The organism is Klebsiella sp. CTHL.F3a (assembly GCF_019890895.1).
Classification (GTDB): Bacteria; Pseudomonadota; Gammaproteobacteria; order Enterobacterales; family Enterobacteriaceae; genus Klebsiella; species Klebsiella grimontii.
On sequence record NZ_CP082360.1, the window covers coordinates 4,709,274 to 4,732,781 of the forward strand.

At 59.8% G+C, this 23,508-nt stretch carries 19 protein-coding genes; 13 read left to right on the forward strand and 6 right to left on the reverse strand.

All coding sequences use genetic code 11. The features are described 5' to 3' along the window. Window positions 1-90: 90 nt before the first annotated feature. The 3 genes from hemB to olsF all read left to right on the forward strand — a co-directional run bounded on the left by hemB (window position 91) and on the right by olsF (window position 3,675). Window positions 91-1,065 (forward strand): porphobilinogen synthase, encoded by a 975-nt coding sequence (hemB, locus tag K7H21_RS22165; protein WP_004129564.1) that lies wholly within the window; start codon window positions 91-93, stop codon window positions 1,063-1,065. Between the two features lie 215 nt (window positions 1,066-1,280). Then, window positions 1,281-1,772: an REP-associated tyrosine transposase gene (locus K7H21_RS22170; RefSeq protein ID WP_087828305.1), complete on the forward strand. Its 492-nt coding sequence runs from the start codon at window positions 1,281-1,283 to the stop codon at window positions 1,770-1,772. Between the two features lie 184 nt (window positions 1,773-1,956). After that, a complete protein-coding gene (olsF, locus tag K7H21_RS22175; RefSeq protein ID WP_049112617.1) occupies window positions 1,957-3,675 on the forward strand; it encodes a bifunctional ornithine lipid synthase OlsF in 1,719 nt (572 codons plus the stop codon). A 164-nt stretch (window positions 3,676-3,839) separates the two neighbouring features. On the opposite strand, the gene tauD is transcribed toward olsF, so the two are convergent. The 4 genes from tauD to tauA are packed head-to-tail and all read right to left on the reverse strand — an operon-like array spanning window position 3,840 to window position 7,254. After that, entirely contained in the window at window positions 3,840-4,691 is an 852-nt protein-coding gene (gene tauD / locus K7H21_RS22180; protein ID WP_112165864.1) for a taurine dioxygenase, read from the reverse strand. Beyond that, on the reverse strand, window positions 4,688-5,515 hold the full coding sequence (gene tauC / locus K7H21_RS22185; protein WP_004129553.1) for a taurine ABC transporter permease TauC: 828 nt from the start codon (window positions 5,513-5,515) through the stop codon (window positions 4,688-4,690). The genes tauD and tauC overlap by 4 nt, the downstream gene beginning before the upstream one ends. Further along, complete coding sequence (tauB, locus tag K7H21_RS22190; protein WP_004129544.1) at window positions 5,512-6,279, reverse strand: taurine ABC transporter ATP-binding subunit; 768 nt, start codon at window positions 6,277-6,279, stop codon at window positions 5,512-5,514. The genes tauC and tauB overlap by 4 nt, the downstream gene beginning before the upstream one ends. A gap of 12 nt (window positions 6,280-6,291) precedes the next feature. Next, window positions 6,292-7,254 carry a taurine ABC transporter substrate-binding protein gene (tauA, locus tag K7H21_RS22195; protein WP_004099349.1) on the reverse strand — a complete coding sequence of 321 codons (963 nt, stop codon included), beginning with the start codon at window positions 7,252-7,254 and terminating at the stop codon, window positions 6,292-6,294. Window positions 7,255-7,595: 341 nt separating this feature from the next. Here tauA and K7H21_RS22200 point away from each other — a divergent pair, with 341 nt between their 5' ends. From K7H21_RS22200 to fbpC, 6 genes are all read left to right on the forward strand, one after another. Continuing rightward, window positions 7,596-8,225: a response regulator transcription factor gene (locus K7H21_RS22200; protein ID WP_004129541.1), complete on the forward strand. Its 630-nt coding sequence runs from the start codon at window positions 7,596-7,598 to the stop codon at window positions 8,223-8,225. Next, window positions 8,225-9,766: an MASE1 domain-containing sensor histidine kinase gene (locus K7H21_RS22205; protein ID WP_004129537.1), complete on the forward strand. Its 1,542-nt coding sequence runs from the start codon at window positions 8,225-8,227 to the stop codon at window positions 9,764-9,766. The genes K7H21_RS22200 and K7H21_RS22205 overlap by 1 nt, the downstream gene beginning before the upstream one ends. Before the next feature lie 84 nt (window positions 9,767-9,850). Next, entirely contained in the window at window positions 9,851-11,152 is a 1,302-nt protein-coding gene (gene uhpC, locus K7H21_RS22210) for an MFS transporter family glucose-6-phosphate receptor UhpC (RefSeq protein WP_004129536.1), read from the forward strand. Further along, complete coding sequence (locus K7H21_RS22215) at window positions 11,152-12,183, forward strand: ABC transporter substrate-binding protein (protein WP_004133724.1); 1,032 nt, start codon at window positions 11,152-11,154, stop codon at window positions 12,181-12,183. Before uhpC ends, K7H21_RS22215 begins: the two co-directional genes overlap by 1 nt. A 70-nt stretch (window positions 12,184-12,253) precedes the next feature. Then, on the forward strand, window positions 12,254-14,332 hold the full coding sequence (locus K7H21_RS22220) for an ABC transporter permease (protein ID WP_004129518.1): 2,079 nt from the start codon (window positions 12,254-12,256) through the stop codon (window positions 14,330-14,332). 11 nt (window positions 14,333-14,343) lie between these two features. Continuing rightward, window positions 14,344-15,390, forward strand: coding sequence for a ferric ABC transporter ATP-binding protein (gene fbpC, locus K7H21_RS22225; protein ID WP_049112661.1), 1,047 nt, complete (start codon window positions 14,344-14,346; stop codon window positions 15,388-15,390). Window positions 15,391-15,485: 95 nt separating this feature from the next. On the opposite strand, the gene mmuM is transcribed toward fbpC, so the two are convergent. Both mmuM and mmuP read right to left on the reverse strand, forming a co-directional pair. Next, window positions 15,486-16,418 (reverse strand): homocysteine S-methyltransferase, encoded by a 933-nt coding sequence (mmuM, locus tag K7H21_RS22230; protein WP_139529567.1) that lies wholly within the window; start codon window positions 16,416-16,418, stop codon window positions 15,486-15,488. Further along, the gene (mmuP, locus tag K7H21_RS22235; protein WP_004129511.1) at window positions 16,405-17,811 is read right to left on the reverse strand and encodes an S-methylmethionine permease; all 1,407 of its coding nucleotides are present in this window, start codon (window positions 17,809-17,811) and stop codon (window positions 16,405-16,407) included. The genes mmuM and mmuP overlap by 14 nt, the downstream gene beginning before the upstream one ends. Before the next feature lie 231 nt (window positions 17,812-18,042). Here mmuP and K7H21_RS22240 point away from each other — a divergent pair, with 231 nt between their 5' ends. The 4 genes from K7H21_RS22240 (at window position 18,043) to eutC (ending at window position 23,345) form a co-directional block, all read left to right on the forward strand. Then, window positions 18,043-19,425: a glycoside hydrolase family 28 protein gene (locus K7H21_RS22240; protein WP_142481802.1), complete on the forward strand. Its 1,383-nt coding sequence runs from the start codon at window positions 18,043-18,045 to the stop codon at window positions 19,423-19,425. Window positions 19,426-19,792: 367 nt separating this feature from the next. Further along, window positions 19,793-21,172 carry an ethanolamine permease gene (gene eat / locus K7H21_RS22245; protein ID WP_004129501.1) on the forward strand — a complete coding sequence of 460 codons (1,380 nt, stop codon included), beginning with the start codon at window positions 19,793-19,795 and terminating at the stop codon, window positions 21,170-21,172. A gap of 11 nt (window positions 21,173-21,183) precedes the next feature. Further along, window positions 21,184-22,572, forward strand: a complete 1,389-nt coding sequence (locus K7H21_RS22250) for an ethanolamine ammonia-lyase subunit EutB (protein WP_087828302.1) — start codon at window positions 21,184-21,186, stop codon at window positions 22,570-22,572. Further along, window positions 22,569-23,345: an ethanolamine ammonia-lyase subunit EutC gene (eutC, locus tag K7H21_RS22255; RefSeq protein WP_004129497.1), complete on the forward strand. Its 777-nt coding sequence runs from the start codon at window positions 22,569-22,571 to the stop codon at window positions 23,343-23,345. Before K7H21_RS22250 ends, eutC begins: the two co-directional genes overlap by 4 nt. Window positions 23,346-23,508: the final 163 nt, after the last annotated feature.

The following is a 23,508-nucleotide window of genomic DNA, read 5'->3' on the forward strand; positions in this document are numbered from 1 at the left end:
GCCGACGATAGATAAGGATCGTTTTGGCGAAACATCCCGCCGCCAATTGAGGTAAACTCGCTTTTCTCATTTCACAAAATCAGGCAAACCATGACAGATTTAATTACTCGCCCACGCCGCCTGCGCAAGTCCGCTTCGCTACGCGCCATGTTTGAAGAGACAACACTGAGTTTGAACGACCTGGTGTTGCCGATCTTTGTTGAAGAAGAAATCGACGATTACAAAGCCATCGAAGCCATGCCCGGCGTGATGCGTATTCCGGAAAGACACCTGGCGCGCGAAATCGAGCGCATTGCCAACGCCGGTATCCGTTCGGTGATGACCTTCGGGATTTCCCATCATACCGATGCCGTTGGCAGCGATACCTGGAATGAAAACGGCCTGGTGGCGCGCATGTCCCGTATCTGTAAAGAGACGGTGCCGGAGATGATCGTGATGTCCGACACCTGCTTCTGCGAATACACCTCCCACGGCCACTGCGGCGTGCTGTGCGACCACGGCGTCGATAACGATTTAACCCTTGCCAACCTCGGTAAGCAGGCGGTGGTCGCCGCTGCCGCTGGCGCGGATTTTATCGCCCCTTCCGCGGCGATGGACGGCCAGGTGCAGGCCATTCGCCAGGCGCTGGACGCCGCCGGATTTACCGATACGGCGATTATGTCTTACTCCACCAAGTTCGCTTCATCGTTCTACGGCCCTTTCCGCGAAGCCGCGGGTACCGCGCTGAAAGGCGATCGTAAAACCTATCAGATGAGCCCGATGAACCGCCGCGAAGCGATTCGCGAATCGCTGCTGGACGAAGCACAGGGCGCCGATTGCCTGATGGTCAAACCGGCCGGTCCGTATCTCGATATCCTGCGCGATCTGCGCGAGCGCACCGACCTGCCGCTCGGCGCGTACCAGGTGAGCGGTGAATACGCGATGATTAAATTCGCCGCCCAGGCCGGCGCTATTGATGAAGAGAAAGTGGTGCTGGAAAGCCTCGGCGCGATCAAACGCGCCGGCGCGGATCTGATCTTCAGCTACTTCGCTCTCGATCTGGCCGAAAAGAAAATCCTGCGTTAATTCGGCTCTTACCGTTCCCCGGTCGCGGCTGACGCCTTACCGGGGCTACAAACCTGCTCCGGTAGCCCGGGTAAGGCGCTAGCCGCAACCCGGGGAATTCCTCTGCTGCAAAAAGTTGCGAGACTCTTTCCACCATTATCTTTGGATTCTTGCCAGACTGTTACCCCGACTCTACCCTGCCGCTTAAGAAGCTATCTTTTGCAAAGGAGCGCGCCGTGGTCGCCTACCGTCGTTATTACCTGAAGGGTGGAACCTGGTTTTTTACCGTTAATTTGCGAAACCGAAAAAGCGGACTTCTGACCGAGCACATCGGAGCTTTACGTCACGCCATCCTCACCATCAAACGGCGAAAACCCTTTTACATTGATGCATGGGTTATCCTTCCTGAACATCTTCATTGCATCTGGACATTACCCGGAGACGATAGCGATTTCTCCGCCAGATGGCGGGACATAAAAGGTTGCTTTAGCAAAGCATTAAAACAAGAAAATGTCTGGCAACCGCGTTTCTGGGAACATGCAATCCGCGATGAAGAAGACTACTGCCGGCATATCGATTACACCTACATTAATCCTGTAAAACACGGTTGGGTACGACAGGTTTGTGATTGGCCTTTTTCAACCTTTCACCGGGATGTACGGCGCGGGTTATATCCCGATAATTGGGGTGGCGAAGTTCACGATTTTTTGTGCGGCGAACGCCAGTGACCCCCGGTCGCGCTACGCTTACCGGGGCTACGGGTTCACCACCGTATGTGGGCCGGTAGCCCGGGTAAGGCGCTAGCCGCAACCCGGGGAAATAAGCTCCCGCCAATCCCAAATCTTCACTCAACTGTAATCTGAGCGACATCTGCGCCTTCTACTGTCTGGGCAGGACGGAGGAGGTGCCGCTATGTTTAGTCTCGACAATGTTATCGATGACCTGTGGCCTCAGGCAAAGCCAGCCCCCTGGCAGAAAAAGGTGCTGAAAAAGCTCCTGCATGAGGAAGAGTTTCAGCAGTTTGCCGCGCGTCATCATCACCTGAAAGGACTGGATACGGTCGAACAGGTGCTCGAACATCTTAATATCCGCTGTGCTATCCCGGCGCACGATCTCGAACAAATCCCCGAATATGGCCCGCTGGTCATTATCGCCAACCACCCCACCGGTACGCTTGACGGCCTGGCCCTGCTCTACGCGGTGTCCCGCGTGCGCCGCGACGTTAAAGTGGTCACCAACCGCATGCTGACCCACCTTGAACCGCTGAGCTCGCTGTTTATTCCGGTCGATAATATCAATGGCCGAACCGCCAAAGCGGCGCTGCAGCAGATGGACCAGCAGTTGCAAAACGGCGGCGTGCTGATTTTCTTCCCGGCGGGTGAAGTTTCACGCCTCACCCGGCGCGGCATTCGCGATAAAAAATGGCACTCTGGGTTTATTAAGCTGGCGGCGAAATATCGCGCCCCGCTGCTGCCGGCGTGGATCCGCGCGCGCAACAGCGCGCTGTTTTACGCCAGCACGCTGATTTCCGATAGCCTGCCGCTGCTGCTGCTGATGCAACAAATGTTTCGTCGCCGCAACGGCAGCCTGCCGGTTAATTTCGGCCAACAAATTGCCTGGTCAAGCTGGTTCGATCCCCAGCGCTCTACGCGCGAGCTGACCGAGCGCTGCTATCACCATCTGGAACTGCTTGGAAAAGGCATGCCGGGCGTATTTACAAGCGAAAGCGCTATCGCCCGTCCCGAAGACCGCGCCCTGCTCAAGCGCGAACTGGGTCGGGCGGAAACCCTGGGGCGCACGGCGGATGGCAAAGTGATTTATCTCTGGCAGCGCCGCGACCAGGAAGATGCGCCGATACTGCGCGAACTGGGTCGCCTGCGGGAAATCGCCTTTCGCGCGGTGGGGGAAGGCAGCGGCAAACGACGCGACGTTGACGGCTATGACGACGACTATCTGCATCTGATTCTGTGGGATGAGGAAGATCTTGAGATCGTCGGCGCTTACCGTTTTATGCCAACCGCAATGCAGCTGGCAAAGCGCGGACTGACAGGTATCTACAGCTATAGCCTGTTTCATTACGACGCGCGGATGGACGATATTCTGCAACACGGCATTGAGCTGGGGCGCAGCTTTATCCAGCCGCGCTACTGGGGCCGCCGCGGGCTGGACTACCTGTGGTCCGGCATCGGCGCGTATCTGGCGCGCTATCCGCACTATCGCTATCTGTTCGGCCCGGTGTCGATTTCCGGCGGGCTGCCGCCGTCGGCGCGCGATCTGCTGGTCGCGTTCTATCGACTGTGGTTCCCGGCGACGCATCCGCTGGCGGAGTCGCGCCGCCCTTATCCGGCCTCGCTGCCCGATGTGCTGGCGCAGTTTGGCGGAGAAGATTACAACGACGACCTGGCGCGGCTGAAGTCTCTGCTCGGCAACCTCGGCTGCGCGATCCCGCCGCTGTATAAGCAGTATTCGGAAGTCTGCGAGCCGGGCGGCGTACAGTTTATCGATTTTGGCAGCGACCCGGATTTCAACAACTGCGTGGATGGGCTAGTGTTGGTGGACTTGACCTATCTGAAGGCCAACCGCTATCAGCGCTATATTGGGGTACATCTGGACGCGCAAAAATCGGCATAAAAGCCTTTTCCCGGCTTGCGGCGCATTGCGTCTTAGCCGGGCTACGGGTTTACAGCTTTCTGCGGACCGGTAGCCCGGACAAGGCGCGTTAAGCGCCGCCTCCGGGAAGCCACGTGCAATACCGCTTCCTATGTTCTCCACGGCGCGCGGCCGGGCTACAAGCATTACCCCGCCCGGTAATAGGGTTTATCCCCGAGAATCGTCGCCCGGTGCATAATGCGCCGCTGCGGCAGGTAATCGGCGTTGGCGTAGTGCTGGGTGACGCGGTTATCCCAAATCGCCACATCGTTCGGCTGCCAGCGCCAGCGTACCTGGAAGTCCGGTTTGGTGACGTGGGCAAACAGGAAGCTCAGCAGCGCCTCGCTCTCTTTCTCCGTCACGTCGACGATGCGGGTCGTAAAGCCCTCATTGACAAACAGCGCCTGCTTCCCGGTCACCGGATGGGTGCGCACCACCGGATGCAGCAGCGGTGGATTTTTCGCCACCGCCTCTAGCCAGCGCTGATGCTCCTCTTCGTTTTTGCGATACTTATACTCCTGAAACGATTTGCGAAAATCATGCTCCGCGCGCAGGCCGCTTAACAGCTGGCGCAAGGGCGCGGAGAGCGCCTCATACGCGGCAATGCCGCTGGTCCACAGGGTATCGCCGCCGGTTGAAGGCAGCTCTTTTGCCGCGAGTATCGCCCCGGCGGGCGGCGTTTCAATAAAGGTAACATCGGTGTGCCAGTTATCGTTATCCGGCGGGTTATCGTCGTGGGTATCGAGCACGATAATCTCATCCACGCCGGGCGCGTGCGGATAGACCGGATGAATATGCAGGTCGCCAAAGCGCAGGGCGAGATCGCGCTGCTGCTCGGGAGTGATGTTCTGCTCGCGCAGGAACACCACCTGATGGCGCAGCACCGCGTGATACAGCTGTTCAAACTGGTTGTCGCTCAGCGGGCGGGTGATGTCGACGCCGGATACCTGCGCGCCAATATACGGCCCCAGCGGGGTGATACTTAAACGTTCGCTCATTGTACTTCTCCATGCCAGGGGGTCAGGCGACGCTGCAGCGCGCGCAGCCCCAGTTCCAGTAAAAAGGCGATGATGGCAATCACCGCGATGCCGGCCAGCACCACGTCGGTGGCGAGGAATTCACCGGCGGACTGCACCATAAAACCTAACCCGCGGGTAGCGGCAATCAGCTCCGCGGCCACCAGCGTCGACCAGCCCACGCCAAGCCCGATGCGCAGTCCGGTGAGGATCTCCGGCAGCGCGCCGGGCAGGATCACCAGCCACAGTACCTGCGCTTTACTGGCGCCTAAAGCTTGCGCGGCGCGAATACGCACCTGCTGGGCGCTCTTCACGCCCGCCAGCGCCGACATCGCCACCGGCGCGAATATCGCCAGGTAGATCAGCAGGATCTTGGAGGTCTCGCCGATACCGAACCAGATCACCATCAGCGGTAAATAGGCCAGCGGCGGCACCGGGCGATAAAGCTCGATCAGCGGGTCGAGGATCCCGCGTACCGTGGGGCTCAGCCCCATGGCGATCCCTACCGGTACGCCGAGCAGCACCGCTGCCAGCAGCGCGATAACGATACGCGTCAGGCTCGCCGCCAGATGCTGCCAGAGGGTGGCGTCCATAAAGCCCTGCGGACCGGCAATAGCGATCAGTTTCTGCAATACCTGTCCCGGCGGCGGCAGAAACAGCGGGCTAATCAGCTGCAGGGCGGCAACGGCCCACCAGATAGCCAGCAGTACCGCCAGGGTCGCCACGCTCAGACTGAGCTGACGCGAGAGCGGCCAGCGCCACTTCAGTCCCCGCTGACGCGGTTTGTCATTAATGACCACGCTCATGAGAAAGCCTCCCGTTGTTCAAACACCCGGCTGAGGACGTATTCACGCTGTTCGATAAACCGCGGGTCCGATTTAATGCTGCGGCAGGATTCCCCGGCGACGAAGCGGCGGCCAAAATCGAGCGGCAGCCGTTCGAGCACGCGCCCCGGCCCCGGCGAGAGCAGTACCAGTTCGGTGGCCATAAACACCGCCTCTTCGATATCGTGGGTGATCAGCAGTACCTTCTTACCGGTCTCATGCCACAGGCTAAGCAACAGGGTTTGCATCTGCTCGCGGGTAAAGGCATCCAGCGCGCCAAAGGGCTCGTCGAGCAGCAGCACCTGCGGATTTGCCGCCAGCGCGCGGGCAATGCCTACCCGCTGACGCTGGCCGCCGGAGAGCTGCCAGATAAAGCGTTTCTCCGCCCCTTCAAGGCCCACTTTTTTCAGCATCCGCGCGGCGGTGGCCCGGCGCTGCGTTTTGTCGACCCCGGCCAGCTGCAGCCCGAGCGCGACGTTATCCTGCACGTTGCGCCACGGCAGCAGCCCTTCATGCTGAAACACCACGCCGCGATCGGCGCCCGGCCCTTCAACCCGCCGGCCTTCGAGGGTGATGCTGCCGTGCTGATAAGGCACGAATCCGGCAATCAGGTTCAGCAGCGTGGTTTTACCGCAGCCGGAGGGCCCCAGGACCACCAGCAGTTCGCCGCTGTCCAGCGTCAGGTTGATATCCGCCAGCGCCGGTTTACCGCCGTAATCGGCGGAAAGATGCGAGATTTGCAGCATCATGACCTCCTTTTACTTCACAAAACGGTCGGTGACATACTGGCTGTAGTCGCTGCCGGCGGCGGGCACTTTGCCCTGCTCTTTAAGGAACTTCGCGGTATCGATGATGGCTTTATTCACCGGCCCGTTCAGCTCCTGCGCCTGCTGGGCGGCGGTCAGGTAGGTATTGCCTTTCACCAGCCCCGGCACGTCGGCTTCCGGTACGCCGCTTAAGCGCGCCAGCTTGCTGATGTTTTCCGGCTGCTTCAGCCATTCGTCCGGGTTAGCGATATAGGGCTGCTGCGCGTCAATGGCGCTTTTAGCGAAGGCTTTGACGATGTCAGGATGCTTTTCGGCAAAGTCTTTGCGTACTACCCACACATCCAGCGTCGGCGCGCCCCACTCGCCCACCTGCGACGAGTCGGTGAGAACCGTGCCATCTTTTTCCAGCGCGTTAACCGCTGGCGCCCAGACGTAGGCGCCGTCAATGTCACCGCGCTGCCAGGCGGCGATAATCGCCGGCGGCTGCAGGTTAAGGATCTGCACCTGGCCCGGTTTAATCCCCCAGTGCTTCAGCGCCGACAGCAGGCTGTAGTGGGTGGTGGAGATAAAAGGAACGGCGATGCGTTTGCCGATCAGGTCCTGCGGTTTGGTGATGCTCTTCTTCACCACCAGCGCTTCGGAGTTACCGAGCTTTGAGGCCAGCAAGAACACTTCAATCGGCACCTGCTGGGTGGCGGCGACCGCCAGCGGGCTGGAACCGAGGTTGCCGATCTGGACGTCGCCGGAAGCCAGCGCCCGCACGATGCTCGCGCCGCTGTCAAACTTGCGCCAGTCGACGGTCGCCCCGCTGGCTTTAGCGAAGGTGTTGTCCGCCTGGGCGACTTTCGCCGGCTCAGCGGAGGTCTGATACGCCACGGTAACGTTGACCGCCTGGGCCTGAAATGCCGCCAGCGCCAGCGCGGCAATGAGTGTGATACGCGATGATAGTGCCATAGTGTCTGCTTCCCATAGTTGTTATGGGTGCAGTATTTCCGGCGCGATGCGTTTGATGAAGTAATTAAAAATTCTTGCTAAGAACAAAGCGTTTTTAGAAAAAAATCGGCAATGCTTATACACAAAATCATTCATGCTGCATCGAGGCGGCAAGGTTGTTCGTCCCCGGGAGCTGACATAAGTCAGTGACCGGGGCGGGCAAACGAAGCCAACAAAGAGGCAGCTTGAAGGATGAAGTGTATTGCGATTTTGTTACATTCATTGCATAACTGCGCCTGATTGATTGCCAGCGCAGCGGCGGCAGGCATCATAGAACCATGATGCGCTAAGAGAGAAGAAACATGATTCGAGTGGTGCTGGTCGATGACCATGTGGTGGTGCGTTCAGGCTTCGCGCAGTTACTCAGCCTCGAAGAAGATCTCGAGGTGGCTGGCCAGTTCAGCAGCGCGGCGCAAGCCTGGCCGGCATTATTGCGCGACGACGTCGACGTGGCGGTCATGGATATCGCCATGCCGGATGAGAACGGCCTGAGCCTGCTGAAGCGCCTGCGCGCGCAAAAGCCGCAATTCCGCGCCATTATTCTCAGTATTTACGACACCCCCACCTTCGTACAGAGCGCGCTTGATGCCGGCGCCAGCGGCTATCTGACCAAACGCTGCGGCCCGGAAGAGTTGGTCCAGGCGGTGCGTTCCGTCGGTATGGGCGGACACTACCTGTGCGCCGATGCGCTGCGGGCGCTGCGTGGCGGAGAACAACCGGCGCAGGTGCTGGAAGTGCTGACCCCGCGTGAACGCGAAGTGTTTGATTTGCTGGTTAAAGGCGACAGCGTCAAGGAGATCGCCTTTAAGCTCGAGCTCAGCCACAAGACGGTACACGTCCATCGTGCCAACGTGCTGGGAAAACTGCAGTGTCACAGCACCATTGATCTGGTCCATTTCGCCCTCGACCACCAGCTGCTGGCGGGTCATTAATGTCGCGCAGCCTTCGTCACGGGGTGATTTCGCTGTTCATCGTGCTGGCCTGGGGAAGCGGCTGGCTAATGCTGTGGACGCTCGGGTTTTACCTGACCCAGAACGGCCAGCAGGCGGCGCTGTTCCTGCCGCACGGCGTCTATCTGGCGCTGCTGATCCTGCTTTCTCGCCGCTACTGGCCCGCGCTGGCGCTGCCTCCGGTGCTGATGCTGCTCTGGCTGCACGGCGAACAGCTGCTGAACGGCTATCTTCTGCTGGCCGCGCCGTTGATCGGCCTGCTTCCCGCCGGCATCGCCCAACAGTTCTGGCACCGCTTTCCCCTTTACTGGCAGCGGCTGACGCTGCTGCTGGCGACGGTTACCGCCAGCGCATTGCTCAACACCGCCCTGCTGTCGCCGTTTGTGAAAAGCCCGGCGATGATGCTCGGCCTGGCCTCGTTTACCGGCGGGGTGCTGCTGACGCCGTTTGTCTATCTGATCTTTGAATTCCTGCGCCAGCAGCACCGCTACCATCTGCTGGGGCTGGATACCAACAATCCGCCGCTGCGCACCTCGCTGATCATCTGGTGCAGCCTGTTCTTTATCATCGGTATCGGCACACAAATGGTGCTGTCGCCGGAAATCGAGCGCCTGCTGCTGATTGTGGTATTTCTGCCTAACGTGGTGATGGCGTGGAAGTTCGGCTGGCAGGGCGGCGTCCTCTCCGGCCTGCTGGGCAGCATGATGATTACTATCGCCCGCCAGGTTGGCGTTGGATTCAGCAATCTGGTGGAGCTGGAGATTTTTCTGGCCACCCAGGCGCTGCTCGGCATCGGGCTGGGCATTGCCATCAGCCGCCAGCAGCACCTGGCGCAAAACCTGCACCACTACCGCCAGCGGCTGGAAGCGGAGCTGGCGGCGCGGCGGGCGCTGGCCGAAAAGCTGATCCATACCGAAGAGGATACGCGCAAAAACCTGGCGCGCGAGCTACACGACGAAATCGGCCAGAACATCACCGCCATTCAGATCCAGTCGCAGCTGGTGAAGCGGGCGCGCGATCCGGCGCAAACCCAGGCCGCCGCCAGTCAGATTAACGATCTCGCCCGACGCATCCACCACTCCACCCGCCAGCTGCTGCGCCAGCTACGCCCTCCGGCCCTCGATGAGCTGTCGTTTAAAGAGGCGCTGCACCATCTGCTCAATGAGTTTGCCTTTGCCGAGCGCGGTATCCGCTGCCGCTTTGACTACCGGCTCACCGCCACGCCGGAGAGCGAAACGGTGCGCTTCACCCTCTATCGGCTGCTTCAGGAGCTGCTTAACAACGTCTGTAAGCACGCCGACGCCAGCGAGGTCGCCATTGCCCTGTTTCAGCAGGGCGCGCTGCTGCGCCTGGAGGTAAAAGACAACGGCATCGGCCTTCGCGCCGACCAAATGGCCGGCTTCGGCATTCAGGGCATGCGCGAACGGGTCAGCGCCCTCGGCGGAGAACTGACGCTGGAGTCGCAGCGCGGCACACGCGTAATTGTTAACTTGCCCACAAATTTGCAACAAACAGCCGGCTAACCAGGAAAAAGTCTTAGTCACTCCGGACTTTCTCTCATCCTCTTTCGATTTCACTTTCATATAGTCAGCAAAACGGAGACGGCTATGCACGCACGCTCAGCAACCGACATTAATCACCATTACCGAACGCTGCGTCCGCAGCTGCTGATGTACATGGTCATCGGGTATGCGGCGTTTTACCTGACGCGCAAAAGCGTCAACTACGTTCTGCCGGCGCTGCAAACGGATCTGGGGCTGGATAAAGGCGATATCGGCCTTCTGGGGTCGCTGTTTTATCTGACCTACGGCCTGTCAAAGTTTGCCGCCGGACTGTGGCACGACAGCCACGGACAGCGCTGGTTTATGGGCGCGGGCCTGTTCGCCACCGGTCTGCTGAACGTGGTGTTCGCCTTCGGCGAGTCGCTGACGCTGCTGCTGGCGGTCTGGACGCTGAACGGATTTTTTCAGGGCTGGGGCTGGCCTCCCTGCGCCCGCCTGCTAACCCACTGGTACTCGCGCAACGAACGCGGTTTCTGGTGGGGCTGCTGGAATATGTCGATCAATATCGGCGGAGCGATTATCCCGCTGATTAGCGCCTTTGCCGCCCACTGGTGGGGCTGGCAGGCGGCGATGCTGGCACCGGGGATGATCAGCATGGCATCAGGCATCTGGTTAACGCTACAGCTGAAAGGAACGCCCCGCGAAGAGGGATTGCCGTCGGTGGGCGCCTGGCGTAACGACCCGCTGGAGCTACGCCAGGAGCGGCAAAGCCCGCCGATGGGGCTGTGGCAAATGCTGCGCACCACGATGCTGAAGAATCCGATGATCTGGCTGCTGGGCGTCTCTTATGTGCTGGTCTACCTGATCCGCATCGCGCTCAACGACTGGGGCAACATCTGGCTGACGGAGAGCCACGGCGTCAATCTGCTCAGCGCCAACGCCACGGTGATGCTGTTTGAAGCGGGCGGTCTGCTCGGGGCGCTGTTCGCCGGATGGGGCTCGGATCTGCTGTTCAGCGGCCAGCGGGCGCCGATGATTTTACTGTTCACGCTGGGGCTGATGGTCTCCGTCGCCGCGCTCTGGCTGGCGCCGGTGCACCACTACGCGCTGCTGGCGGTTTGTTTCTTTACGGTGGGCTTCTTCGTTTTCGGCCCGCAAATGCTGATTGGCCTCGCGGCAGTGGAGTGCGGACACAAAGCGGCGGCGGGCTCCATCAGCGGATTTCTCGGCCTGTTCGCCTATCTGGGGGCAGCGCTGGCGGGCTGGCCTCTGTCGCTGGTCATTGAACGCTACGGCTGGTCGGGGATGTTCAGTTTACTCTCCGTCGCCGCGGTACTGATGGGTTTATTACTGATGCCGCTGCTGATGGCGAGCATTACTACCTCTGCTGCTCAAAGGATAAAATAATGAAAAAAACGCTGGTCACAACCCTGATTGCTTCCGGCATTGCGCTGGCGACGTTAAGCGGCGCGGCGCACGCCAAAGGTCGTCTGGTGGTCTATTGCAGCGCCACCAACGAAATGTGTGAGGCGGAAACCAAAGCCTTCGGCGAAAAATACGACGTAAAAACCTCGTTTATTCGCAATGGCTCCGGCAGCACGCTGGCGAAGGTTGACGCCGAGAAGAAAAACCCGCAGGCGGATGTCTGGTACGGCGGCACGCTCGATCCGCAGTCCCAGGCCGGCGAAATGGGCCTGCTGCAGCCCTATAAATCGCCGAATCTTACGCAGGTCATGGAGCAGTTCCGCGATCCGGCGAAGCTGAAAGGCAACTACTCCTCGGCGGTATACGTCGGCATTCTCGGCTTCGGCGTTAACACCCAGCGCCTGAAAGAGAAAAACCTGCCGGTGCCGAAATGCTGGAAGGATCTAACCAAACCGGAATACAAAGGCGAAATCCAGATCGCCGACCCGCAGAGCTCCGGTACCGCCTACACCGCGCTGGCGACCTTCGCCCAGCTGTGGGGGGACGATCAGGCTTTCGATTATCTTAAACAGCTCAACGCTAACGTCTCCCAGTACACGAAATCCGGGATCGCCCCGGCGCGCAACGCCGCCCGCGGCGAAACGGCCATCGGCATCGGCTTCCTGCACGACTATTCGCTGGAAAAAGAACAGGGCGCGCCGCTGGAGCTGATCTCGCCGTGCGAAGGCACCGGCTACGAAATTGGCGGCGTGAGCATTCTGAAGGGCGCGCGCAACCTCGACAACGCCAAGCTGTTCGTCGACTGGGTGCTGTCGAAAGAGGCCCAGGAGCTGGCGTGGAAGAAAGGTAAGTCTTATCAGATCCTGACCAACACCACCGCCGAAACCTCGCCGAACTCGCTGAAGCTCGACGACCTGAAGCTTATCAACTACGACATGGATAAATACGGCTCAACGGACGTGCGTAAAGCGCTCATCAATAAATGGGTTAGCGAAGTGAAGATGGGTAAATAAGCCCACATTTTGCGGTTAATGCCCGGTGGCGCTCACGCTTACCGGGCCTACATACAATACCGGAAAACTTATGTCACACACACTTGCACTCCATCCCGTGAAAAAGCGGGATGCGATATTCCTTTGGGTTTTATTCGGCTGGCTGGCGTTCGCCCTGCTGCCGAGCTGGAGCCTGGATTACGGTCTGCTGGAGTCCACGCGCGATGAAATTCTCGCGGCCTACGGCTGGTCACAGTTCAATATCAGCTGGCTGTGGTATCTGCTGCCGAGCCTGCTACTGATTCGTCCATGGCAGGAAGCCAGACGAGAACAGCGCAGCCGCCACTATCTTGATGCCGGCTGGGCATTTTTATGTATGGCGTTTATTGTCGTCAGCGCCACCGTGGAAGGCCGCGGGTTAGGCTACGCCACCATCGTGCTGTTTGTCGCGCTGGGGGCCATCATGACCCTGGCGCTCACCCGCCTGGAATGGCTGGGCGGCGACCGCTTTGTGATTGGTTCGCTGGTCACCATCGTGGCGTTAATCGGCGTCTTTATCGTCTGGCCGAGCATCGCCATTTTTATCCCGATGTTCACCAACGACGCCGGCGAGTTTGCCCCGCTGGCGTTTATGGCCGTGCTGTCGCAGGCGCATATTGTCCAGGTGATCCTCAACTCCATCGCCCTGTCGATTGCGGTAGGCATCGGCTGCACTTTCTTTGGTCTGGTGCTGGCGATTTACACCACCCGCATCGCGAAGCGCAGCGCGATTATCGGCCGCATTTTCTCGATTCTGCCAATCGTCACCCCGCCCTTTGTCGTCGGCCTCGGCGTTACCCTGATGATGGGCCGTTCCGGCTACGTCACCGAACTGATGGTCGACTGGTTCGGCTTAACCAACACCAACTGGCTGTACGGATTTACCGGCATCTGGCTGGCGCAGGTGCTGGCGTTCACCCCGATGGCGTTTATGATCCTCGACGGCGCGATTAAGACCATTCATCCGTCGCTGGAGGAGGCGTCGTACACCCTGCGCGCCAGCCGCTGGCAGACCTTCAATGGCGTCTTCGTCCCGCTGCTGAAACCAGCGCTGGCGAACGCGTTTTTAATCGTCATCGTTCAGTCGCTGGCCGACTTCAGCAACCCGCTGGTGCTTGGCGGCAACTTCGACGTGCTGGCGACGCAAATCTACTTCTATATCACCGGTTCGCAGCTCGATTATCAGGCCGCCAGTACCCTCGGCGCATTCCTGCTGCTGTTCTCGCTGCTGGTGTTCTGCATTCAGTATATGTGGATCGGCAAGCGCTCTTACGTCACGGTTTCCGGCAAGTCCTATCGCGGCGACGTGCAGCCGCTGCCGGTGACCCTGGTGTGGAGCGTGATCGCCATTCTGGCGGTGTGGATCGCCTTTAACGCCCTGCTCTACGGCAGCATTTTCTACGGCAGCTTTACCGTTAACTGGGGCGTGGACTACACCCTGACGCTGGATAACTTCATCAAGCTGTTCGGCCAGGGGATGAGCGACGGTGCGTGGCCTTCGCTGCTTGATACCCTGCTGTATGCCGGGATCGCCGCGCCGATCACCGCCGCCTTCGGCCTGCTGATCGCCTGGATCGTGGTGCGTCAGCAGTTTAAAGGCAAAAAGACCATCGAGTTCACCACCATGCTGTGCTTCGCGGTGCCGGGCACCGTGGCGGGCGTCTCCTATATTCTCGCCTTTAACAGCGCGCCGGTGTACCTCACCGGAACGGCGGCGATAGTGATTATCTCGATGGTGATGCGTAACGTGCCGGTGGGCATTCGGGCAGGCATTGCCGGTTTAGGCCAGATCGACAAATCGCTCGACGAAGCCTCGCTCAGCCTGCGCGCGGGTTCTCTGCGCACCATCACGCACATTCTGCTACCGCTGCTGCGCCCGGCGATCCTCTCGGCGCTGATCTACAGCTTTGTGCGCGCCATTACCACCGTCAGCGCCATTGTGTTCCTCGTGACGCCGGACACCCGCGTCGCTACCGCCTATATCCTCAACCGGGTGGAAGACGGCGAATACGGCGTGGCGATCGCCTACGGATCGATTCTGATCGTAGTGATGCTGGCGATTATTTTCCTCTTTGACTGGCTGATCGGGGAAGCGCGTATCTCCCGTTCAAAAGCCAAAAACCAGGCGTAATGGAGCGCTCTATGAGTCAGAAAAATTTTGTTGAGCTGCGCAACGTCACCAAGCGATTCGGCAGCAACATGGTTATCGACAATATCAATCTCACCATCCCACAGGGGCAAATGGTGACGCTGCTCGGCCCTTCCGGCTGCGGCAAGACCACCATCCTGCGCCTGGTCGCCGGGCTGGAAAAACCGAGCGAAGGGCAGATTTACATCGACGGTGAAGACGTCACCCATCGCTCCATTCAGCAGCGCGATATCTGTATGGTGTTTCAGTCATATGCCCTGTTCCCGCATATGTCGCTGGGAGACAACGTCGGCTACGGTCTGAAAATGCTCGGCGTGCCGCGCGGCGACGTCAAAGCACGGGTGAAAGAGGCGCTGGCGATGGTCGATCTGGAAGGATTCGAAGACCGCTATGTCGATCAGATCTCCGGCGGCCAGCAGCAGCGCGTAGCGCTGGCGCGCGCCCTGATCCTCAAGCCGAAGGTGCTGCTGTTTGATGAGCCGTTAAGTAACCTCGACGCCAACCTGCGGCGCAGCATGCGCGACAAGATCCGCGAACTGCAAAAGCAGTTTGATATTACCTCGCTGTACGTGACCCACGATCAAAGCGAAGCCTTTGCGGTTTCCGATACCGTGCTGGTGATGAATAAGGGGCATATCATGCAGATCGGCTCGCCGCAGGATCTTTATCGCCAACCCGCGTCGCGCTTTATGGCGAGCTTTATGGGCGACGCCAACCTGTTCCCGGCCGCCTTCAGCGAGGGTTTCGTCGATATTTATGGCTATCGGCTGCCGAGGCCGCCGCATTTTGCCGCCCACGGCGAGGGCAGCGTCGGCGTCCGCCCGGAGGCGATCACCCTGAGCGATCGCGGCGAGGAGAGCCAGCGCTGCACGATCCGCCACGTGGCCTATATGGGGCCGCAGTATGAGGTGACGGTAGAGTGGCACGGGCAGGAGATCTTATTGCAGGTTAACGCCACCCGTCTGCAGCCGGACGTCGGCGAGCACTATTATCTCGAAATCCATCCGTACGGGATGTTTGTGTTAGCGGATGCTGGGTGATTGATGCCGGGTAGCGCTTACGCTTACGCTTACCCGGCCTACGGTTCGTGCACGTTGTAGGCCGGGTAAGGCATCAGCCGCTACCCGGCGCAAACTCAACGCCGTGCGTTCAGTTCGGCAATATCCTTCGGCGTCGTGCGGCAGCAGCCGCCAATCAGTTTCGCCCCCGCCGCCAGCCACTGGGGTAAATATCCCGCCAGCGTTTCACAGGCTTCGCCGTGGTGATGCCAGGTCTTGGACTCCGGATCATAGTGCTCCCCGGAATTAGGATAAACCACCAGCGGCAGCGTCGTCAGGCTATGCAGATGCGCCAGCGCGGCGGTGGTGCTCTCCAGCGCGATACAGTTAATCCCCAGCGCCACCACCTGCGGATAGTTTGCCAGCACCCCAATCACTTCCCGCAGCGGCGTGCCGTCGCTGAGATGCTGCGCATCGCGCAGGGTAAACGAGAACCATGCCCGCGCGCGCGGATAGGCGGTCAGCAGCTCTGCCAGCGCCTTAATCTCGGCGAAGTTGGGCAAGGTTTCACAGGCCAGCAGATCGGCCCCGGCGTCGAGCAGCGCTTCAACGCGCGGACGATGAAATGCCTGAAATTCTTCATGGCTGCGGAGATAATCGCCGCGATACTCCGAGCCGTCCGCCAGGTAGGCGCCGTACGGCCCGACCGAACCGGCAACCAGCAGCGCGCCCGCCTGCGGGTTTTCCGCCAGATACGCCTCCCGCGCCTTACGGGCAAGCTCGACGCTTTTGCCGATCAGCGCTTTCGACTGCGCTTCATCCAGCCCGCGGGCGGCAAAGCCCGCCGGCGTCGCCTGATAGCTGGCGGTGATCGCCACCTGCGCGCCGGCGCGGAAATAGTCGAGATGAACTTCGCGGATAAGCTCCGGATTGTCGACCAGTACTTTCGCCGACCACAGGCTGTCGGCAAGATTACAGCCGCGCCCTTCCAGCTCTGTCGCCATCGCGCCGTCCAGCAGGATAAAGGGCCTTGCGTCAAGGAGGGCGGTTAACGGATTATTCTGCGACATGTTGAGGCTCCTGGGTGAGTTTCCGTGAACGAGTCAGATAATACGCACCATAACACAGGGCCACGAACGGGATCCCGCACCACAGCGCAATCCTCTGACTCGGGTCAAACGCCAGACCCACGCAGGCCACCAGACAAAGCACAAATCCCAGCGCCGGCACTAGCGGATACCACGGCGCGCGGTAGTGCAGTTCGCTTAGCGCCTTCCCCTGCTGCAGATGGCGGCGGCGGAACATAAAGTGCGAGGCGCAGATGCTCAGCCATACCGCCACGACCGCAAAGCCGGAAATCGCCGACAGCGCGACAAATACCGTATCCGGGGCCACGACGCTGGAGAACAGCGCCAGCACGCCGCCGAGCATGCTCACCGAAATCGCCGTCAGCGGCACGCCGTTTTTGGTCAATTTGGTAAAACAGGCCGGCAGCGTGTTTTCATTGGAGAGCGACCACAGCATCCGCCCGGAGGCGTAGAGGCCGGAGTTGGCCGCTGACAGAATCGCCGTCAGGATCACAAAGTTAAAGATATCCGCCGCGTAGGGGATCCCCACCTTTTCGAACACCAGCACAAACGGGCTTTTCTCTACCCCCGCCTGCTGCATCGGGATCAGCGCCGCCAGCACGAAGACGGTGCCGATAAAAAAGATAATCAGCCGGGCGATGGTGGTGCGAATGGCCACCGGAATCACTTTATGCGGATTTTCCGTTTCCCCGGCCGCAATGCCGATAAGCTCGGTGCCGGAGAAGGCGAAGTTGACCGCCACCATGGTCATCAGGATCGGCAGACCGCCGTGCGGGAACCAGCCTTCGGCGGTGATATTGCGCAGCCCCGGCGCCGGCGAGCCATCCTGCATCGGAATAATGCCGAAGATCGCCGCCCCGCCGAGAATAATAAAAGCAATAATGGTGATCACTTTCACCAGCGAGAACCAGAATTCACCTTCGGCAAAGAAGCGGGTAGAGATAACGTTGAGGGCGAAAATAACCGCGCAGAACACCACGCACCAGACCCATACCGGCACCTGCGGAAACCAGTACTGCATGCAGAACCCGGCAGCGGTGAAGCTGGAGCCAAGCGCCACGGTCCAGGTCAGCCAGTAAAGCCAGGCGACGGTATATCCCGTCGCCGGGCCAAGATAGCGCGCGGCGTAGACGTGAAACGCCCCGGTTTCCGGCATCGCCACCGAGAGTTCGCCCAGACACTGCATCACCAGCCAGACCACCAGCGCGCCAATCAGATAGGCCAGCAGCGTACCCGCCGCTCCGGTGGTGGAGATGATATAGCCGGTATTAAAGAATAACCCTGTGCCAATAACGCCACCCAGCGACAGCATGATCAGGTGGCGGGTCTTCATGGTGCGCTTAAGCTGCCCACCTTGTTGTTGTGTTGTTTGCATTTGACCTCATGGGCGTATAGACATCTAAACATCCAGATAAGAGATTCCTTATACCCCGCCTATCGCCAAATTGCAAAGCCGCCGGGCCTGTCATCTATGCATTCGCCCAAATCATCATCGCCACTTATGGGCAGAATAACGACAAAAGAGAAACCGTGATCGCTGCACTCATTAAATCAAAACATTGGTGCTAATTTTACAAAACAATAAACCAAAAAAAAGGATAATGCCATGATACCCCGCGCTTTGCCTCTGTGGGCCGCCGCTGCCGCCGTCGGCCTTCTACCGCTGCACGCCGCTCAGGCCGCGAGTTCCGTGAAGTTTCCCGATAAAGTCTGTGATATCACCCACTACGGCGCAGAGGGCCACCGGCTGCAAATCGCGCTCAACACCGATGCCATTCAAAAAGCGATTGACGACTGCGCCGCCGCCGGAGGGGGAACGGTGCGGGTGCCGAAAGGTAATTTCCTGACCAACCCGCTGTTTCTGAAAAATAATATTCAGCTTAAGCTGGAGAAAGACGCCACCCTGGTGGCCTCAACCGAAGAGGGCGCCTATCGCGGCGATGATAAAACCCGATACGCCGAAGCGGAGAACGGCTGGCTGCCGTTTATCAGCATCGCCGACGCGCAAAACGTGGCTATCGTCGGTGAAGGCACTATCGACGGCCAGGGCGCGGTGTGGTGGGAGCGCTGGCGGGAAAATATCCGCGCTACCGGCAAGAAAGGCGGAACCGACCGGCCGCGGCTGATTTATATCACCCGCGCCAGCAACGTGCTTATCGACGGCGTGACCCTCACCCATTCACCCAGCTTCCACGTCGTCACCCGCTACGCGCACGATGTCGATATCAACGGCACGCGTATTCTTTCGCCGTGGCATGCGCCAAACACCGACGCCATCGACCCTATCGATAGCCAGAATATCCGTATTACCAACAACTATATCGACTGTAACGACGACCATATTGCCATCAAGGCGGAAAAAGCCGACCCGCGCTTCCCGGACGGCGTGGTGGATAACATCTATATCGCCAACAACACTCTGAAGCAGGGGCGCGGGATCTCCATCGGCAGCGAGAGCGCAGGCGGCGTGAATAACGTGCTGGTGGAAAACAATACCTTCGAAGGTTCGATGTACGGCATTCGGATTAAAAGCCCGCGCGGCAAAGGCGGCGAGGTAAAAAATATCGTCTACCGCAACACCAGAATGCATAACGTTGAGGTGCCGCTGGTGTTCTCCGCCTATTACAAAGCCGCGCCGATTGTGCAGGCCGAGGTCGATAAGCTGCTGCAGGCGGGCGGCTTTACCCTCGGCGAGCAGATCTATCCGCCGGACAGCGACCCGAAACAGCCGTTCGATAAATACAAGACTCCGCACTTCAACAATATCACCGTTGAGAATTTAACCTCTACCGGCGACAGCAAAGCGGCGGCCTATATTATTGGTACCCCGGAAGCGCCGCTCAGCGGTTTCCATTTTAGCAACGTCAATATTGAAGCCGACCGCGGCCTGCGCATTCGCAACGCCGAGCTGGAGAGTAAAGGACTTAACCTGCAGGTGAAAGCAGGCCCGGTAATTCAAAAAGACGCTGGCGCCATCGTGCACCAGTAACGCCACATTTGCGGGCAGCTGCACCACGGTGACTCTCCCGCCGGGCGCGGTCTGCCCCTTTTTGATCCTCATTGGCTTAGAGCCTATCCCAACAGGCGTAATCGTTGCAGACAGTTTGGACACGGGCAGCGCGCAAGAACCAAAGCGTACACGTAGTACGTGAGGATGATTCGCTACGCTCCCCCTTCGGGCCGCCCTGAAGGGCGTTCAACACTCTGTGAGTATTGTCTGAGCACTGCCCATGGCCAAACTGGCAAATAAGATAGCCCTAATGGGATAGGTTCTTAAACCGCCGCGTTTATCGGTGGTATGCCCTGGCATTCTCTTTGCAACCCTCCCGATATCTTTATCTGGCGAGGCAACGAACATGACAGAGCAAACCACAACGCTAAAAAGAACGCTCGGCAGTTTCCGCTTATGGGGGATCGCCGTTGGGCTGGTTATTTCCGGAGAGTATTTTGGCTGGAGCTACGGCTGGTCCCAGGCCGGGACGCTGGGCTTTATGATCGTCGCGCTGGCCATCGCTGCGATGTACTGCGCCTTTATTTTTAGCTTTACCGAGCTGACCACCGCCATTCCGCATGCGGGCGGTCCATTTGCCTACGCCTACCGCGCCTTTGGCCCGACCGGCGGGTTTATCGCCGGCTTCGCGACCCTGATTGAATTCGTCTTCGCCCCGCCCGCCATCGCCATGGCCATCGGCGCCTACCTTAACGTGCAGTTTCCGGCGCTCGACCCCAAATGGGTGGCCTGCGGCGCCTACATCATCTTTATGACGCTGAATATTCTCGGCGTGGGCATTGCCGCCACCTTTGAGCTGGTGGTGACGTTATTAGCGATTTTCGAACTGCTGGTGTTTATGGGCGTTGTCGCGCCGGGTTTCTCCTGGAGCCACTTTACCGCTAACGGCTGGGCGGGCGCGGAGAGCTTCAGCGGCCTGGCGCTGCCGGGCATGTTTGCCGCCATCCCGTTTGCTATCTGGTTTTTTCTGGCGATTGAAGGCGCATCGATGGCCGCCGAAGAGGCTAAAGATCCGCAGCGCACCATTCCCCGGGCGCTGGGCGGCGGCATCCTGACTCTGACCGTGCTGGCGATCGGCGTGATGATCTTTGCTGGCGGCGTGGGCGACTGGCGAACCCTGGCCAATATTAACGATCCGCTGCCGCAGGCGATGAAAATGGTGGTCGGCAACAGCAGCGGCTGGCTGCATATGCTGGTGTGGCTGGGGCTCTTCGGCCTGGTGGCCTCGTTCCACGGGATTATCATGGGCTACTCGCGGCAGATTTACTCGCTGGCGCGCGCGGGCTATCTCCCCGCCAGCCTGGCGACGCTGAACCGCCGCACCCGCACGCCGCATCTGGCGATCCTCGCCGGGGGCGTGGTGGGCATCGCCGCCATTTTCTCCGATTCGCTGATCACCATTAGCGGGATGCCGCTGACCGCCTGTATCGTCACGATGTCGGTATTTGGCGCTATTGTTATGTATATCACCTCGATGGCGGCGCTGTTTAAACTGCGCCGCAGCGAGCCGAAGCTGATTCGACCGTTCCGCGCGCCGCTCTATCCGTGGGCGCCGGCCTTCGCCCTGGCCATGGCGGTACTCTGCCTGGTGGCGATGGTCTGGTACAACACGCTGCTGGCGCTGATTTTCGCCGCCATGATGCTCGGCGGCTACCTGTGGTTTCGCAAGACCGCAGCGGCCCGCCAGCGCGCGGCGGTGGATCCGCAGCTGCGTACGGTCTCCTGAGGAGGCGACACATGTATAAAACCACGCTATCGGGCCAGGTATGGCGCTTTGATAGTCTGAAAACCTTGATGGCGAAGGCCTCCCCAGCGCGTTCCGGCGACGCGCTGGCGGGCGTTATCGCCGGCTCCGCCGAAGAGCGGATGGCGGCCAAAATGGCGCTGGCGGAGGTTCCGCTCACCGAGATTCTCGATAATCCGCTGATTCCCTACGAGCAGGATGAGGTGACTCGCCTGATCCTCGATACCCACGACAGTCGGGGCTTCGCGGCGATTCGCCATCTGACGGTCGGCGATTTTCGCGACTGGCTGCTCGATGACGCCACCGATGAGGCAGCGCTGCGCGAGGTCGCAAGGGCTATCACCCCGGAGATGGCAGCTGCGGTCAGCAAGCTGATGCGTAACCAGGATCTGATCCTCGCCGCCAGCAAATGCCGGGTGGTGACCCGTTTTCGCAACACTATCGGCCTGCCGGGGCGCCTGAGCGTGCGCCTGCAGCCCAATCACCCGACCGATGATATGAAAGGCATCGCCGCCAGCATGCTCGACGGCCTGCTGTACGGCGCCGGGGACGCGGTGATCGGCATTAACCCGGCCAGCGACAGCCTGCCGGTGCTGGCGCAGCTAAACCATATGCTTGACGATATTATTCAGCGCTTCGCCATCCCCACTCAGTCGTGCATTTTGACCCACGTCACCAACACCCTGCAGCTGATTGAGCGCGGCGCGCCGGTGGATCTGGTGTTCCAGTCGGTGGCTGGTACCGAAGCCGCCAACAGCGGTTTCGGCATTAATCTGGCGCTGCTGCAGGAAGCGCGGGAAGCGGCGCTTAGCCTGAACCGCGGCACGCTGGGCAACAACGTAATGTATTTTGAAACCGGCCAGGGCAGCTGCCTTTCCGCCAACGCCCATCACGGCGTTGATCAGCAGACCTGCGAAGCCCGGGCCTACGCCGTCGCCCGCCATTTTGAGCCGCTGCTGGTCAATACGGTGGTGGGCTTTATCGGCCCGGAGTATCTGTACGATGGTAAGCAGATTATCCGCGCCGGGCTGGAAGATCACTTCTGCGGCAAGCTGATGGGGCTGCCCATCGGCTGCGACGTTTGCTACACCAATCACGCCGAAGCGGATCAGGACGATATGGATACCCTGCTGACGCTGCTCTGCGCGGCCGGGCTGACCTTTTTGATCGGCGTTCCGGGGGCTGACGATATTATGCTCAACTACCAAAGCACCTCGTTCCACGATGCCCTTTACGCCCGCCGACTGCTGGGCTTGCAGCATGCGCCTGAGTTCGCCGACTGGCTGACGAAGATGCAGATTATTGACCGCCACGGCGCGCTGCGTCTGACCGATGCCCGCCATCCGCTGCTTTCCGTCCTGCCGCAAGGAGAACCGGTATGAATCCTCCCGACGCCTGGAACCCGCTGCGTGAATTTACCGATGCGCGGATTGCGCTGGGGCGCAGCGGCGCCAGCCTGCCGACCCGCGAAGTGCTGAATTTCGGCCTCGCCCACGCCCGGGCGCGCGATGCGATTCACCAGCCTTTCGCCAGCGACCAGTTAGTCCAGCCGCTGGCGGAACTGGGGCTGTCGACGCTGACCGTGCGCAGCGCCGCCAGCGATCGCCATGTCTATCTGAATCGCCCGGATCTTGGGCGACAGCTGAACGAAGAGAGCCGCGCCGACCTCGCCACCAGCGGCGCGCGCCCCGCCGACCTGCTGCTGGTGATTGGCGACGGGCTGTCGTCGTACGCCGTGCAGCGCCAGGCGGTACCGCTGATTCGCGCCCTGCTGCCCTATCTGAAAACCCTCGGCCTGAGCCTGGCCCCGGTGGTGCTGGCGCACCAGTCGCGGGTCGCGCTGGGCGATGATATAGGCGAAACGCTGAAGGCCAGAGCGGTGGCGATATTGATTGGCGAACGGCCCGGGCTCTCCTCGCCGGACAGCCTCGGGGTGTATTTAACCTGGCAGCCGCATCGCCAGCGGCTGGAGTCGGAGCGCAACTGTATTTCTAATATCCGTCCGGAAGGGCTGAGCTTTGATGCCGCCGCTTTTAAGCTGGCCTGGCTACTGGAGCAGGCCTTTTTGCGGCGGCTTACCGGAGTGCGCCTGAAAGATGAAAGCGATAATCCGGCGCTGCATGGAAAAATAAAACCGTTGAGCCAGTTAAAATAATAAGTCACGCGAACAGCAGAATAGATTTTTAATATTATCGAGCGCACCTGGATATTATATTCGGGCGCGCGCTGAAATTGCGGATTTTCCAGGCCGGGTAAGGCGTCAGCCGCCACCTGGCAAAATGCGCTCACCGTACTAAAAACAGTATTTTCATCAGCCT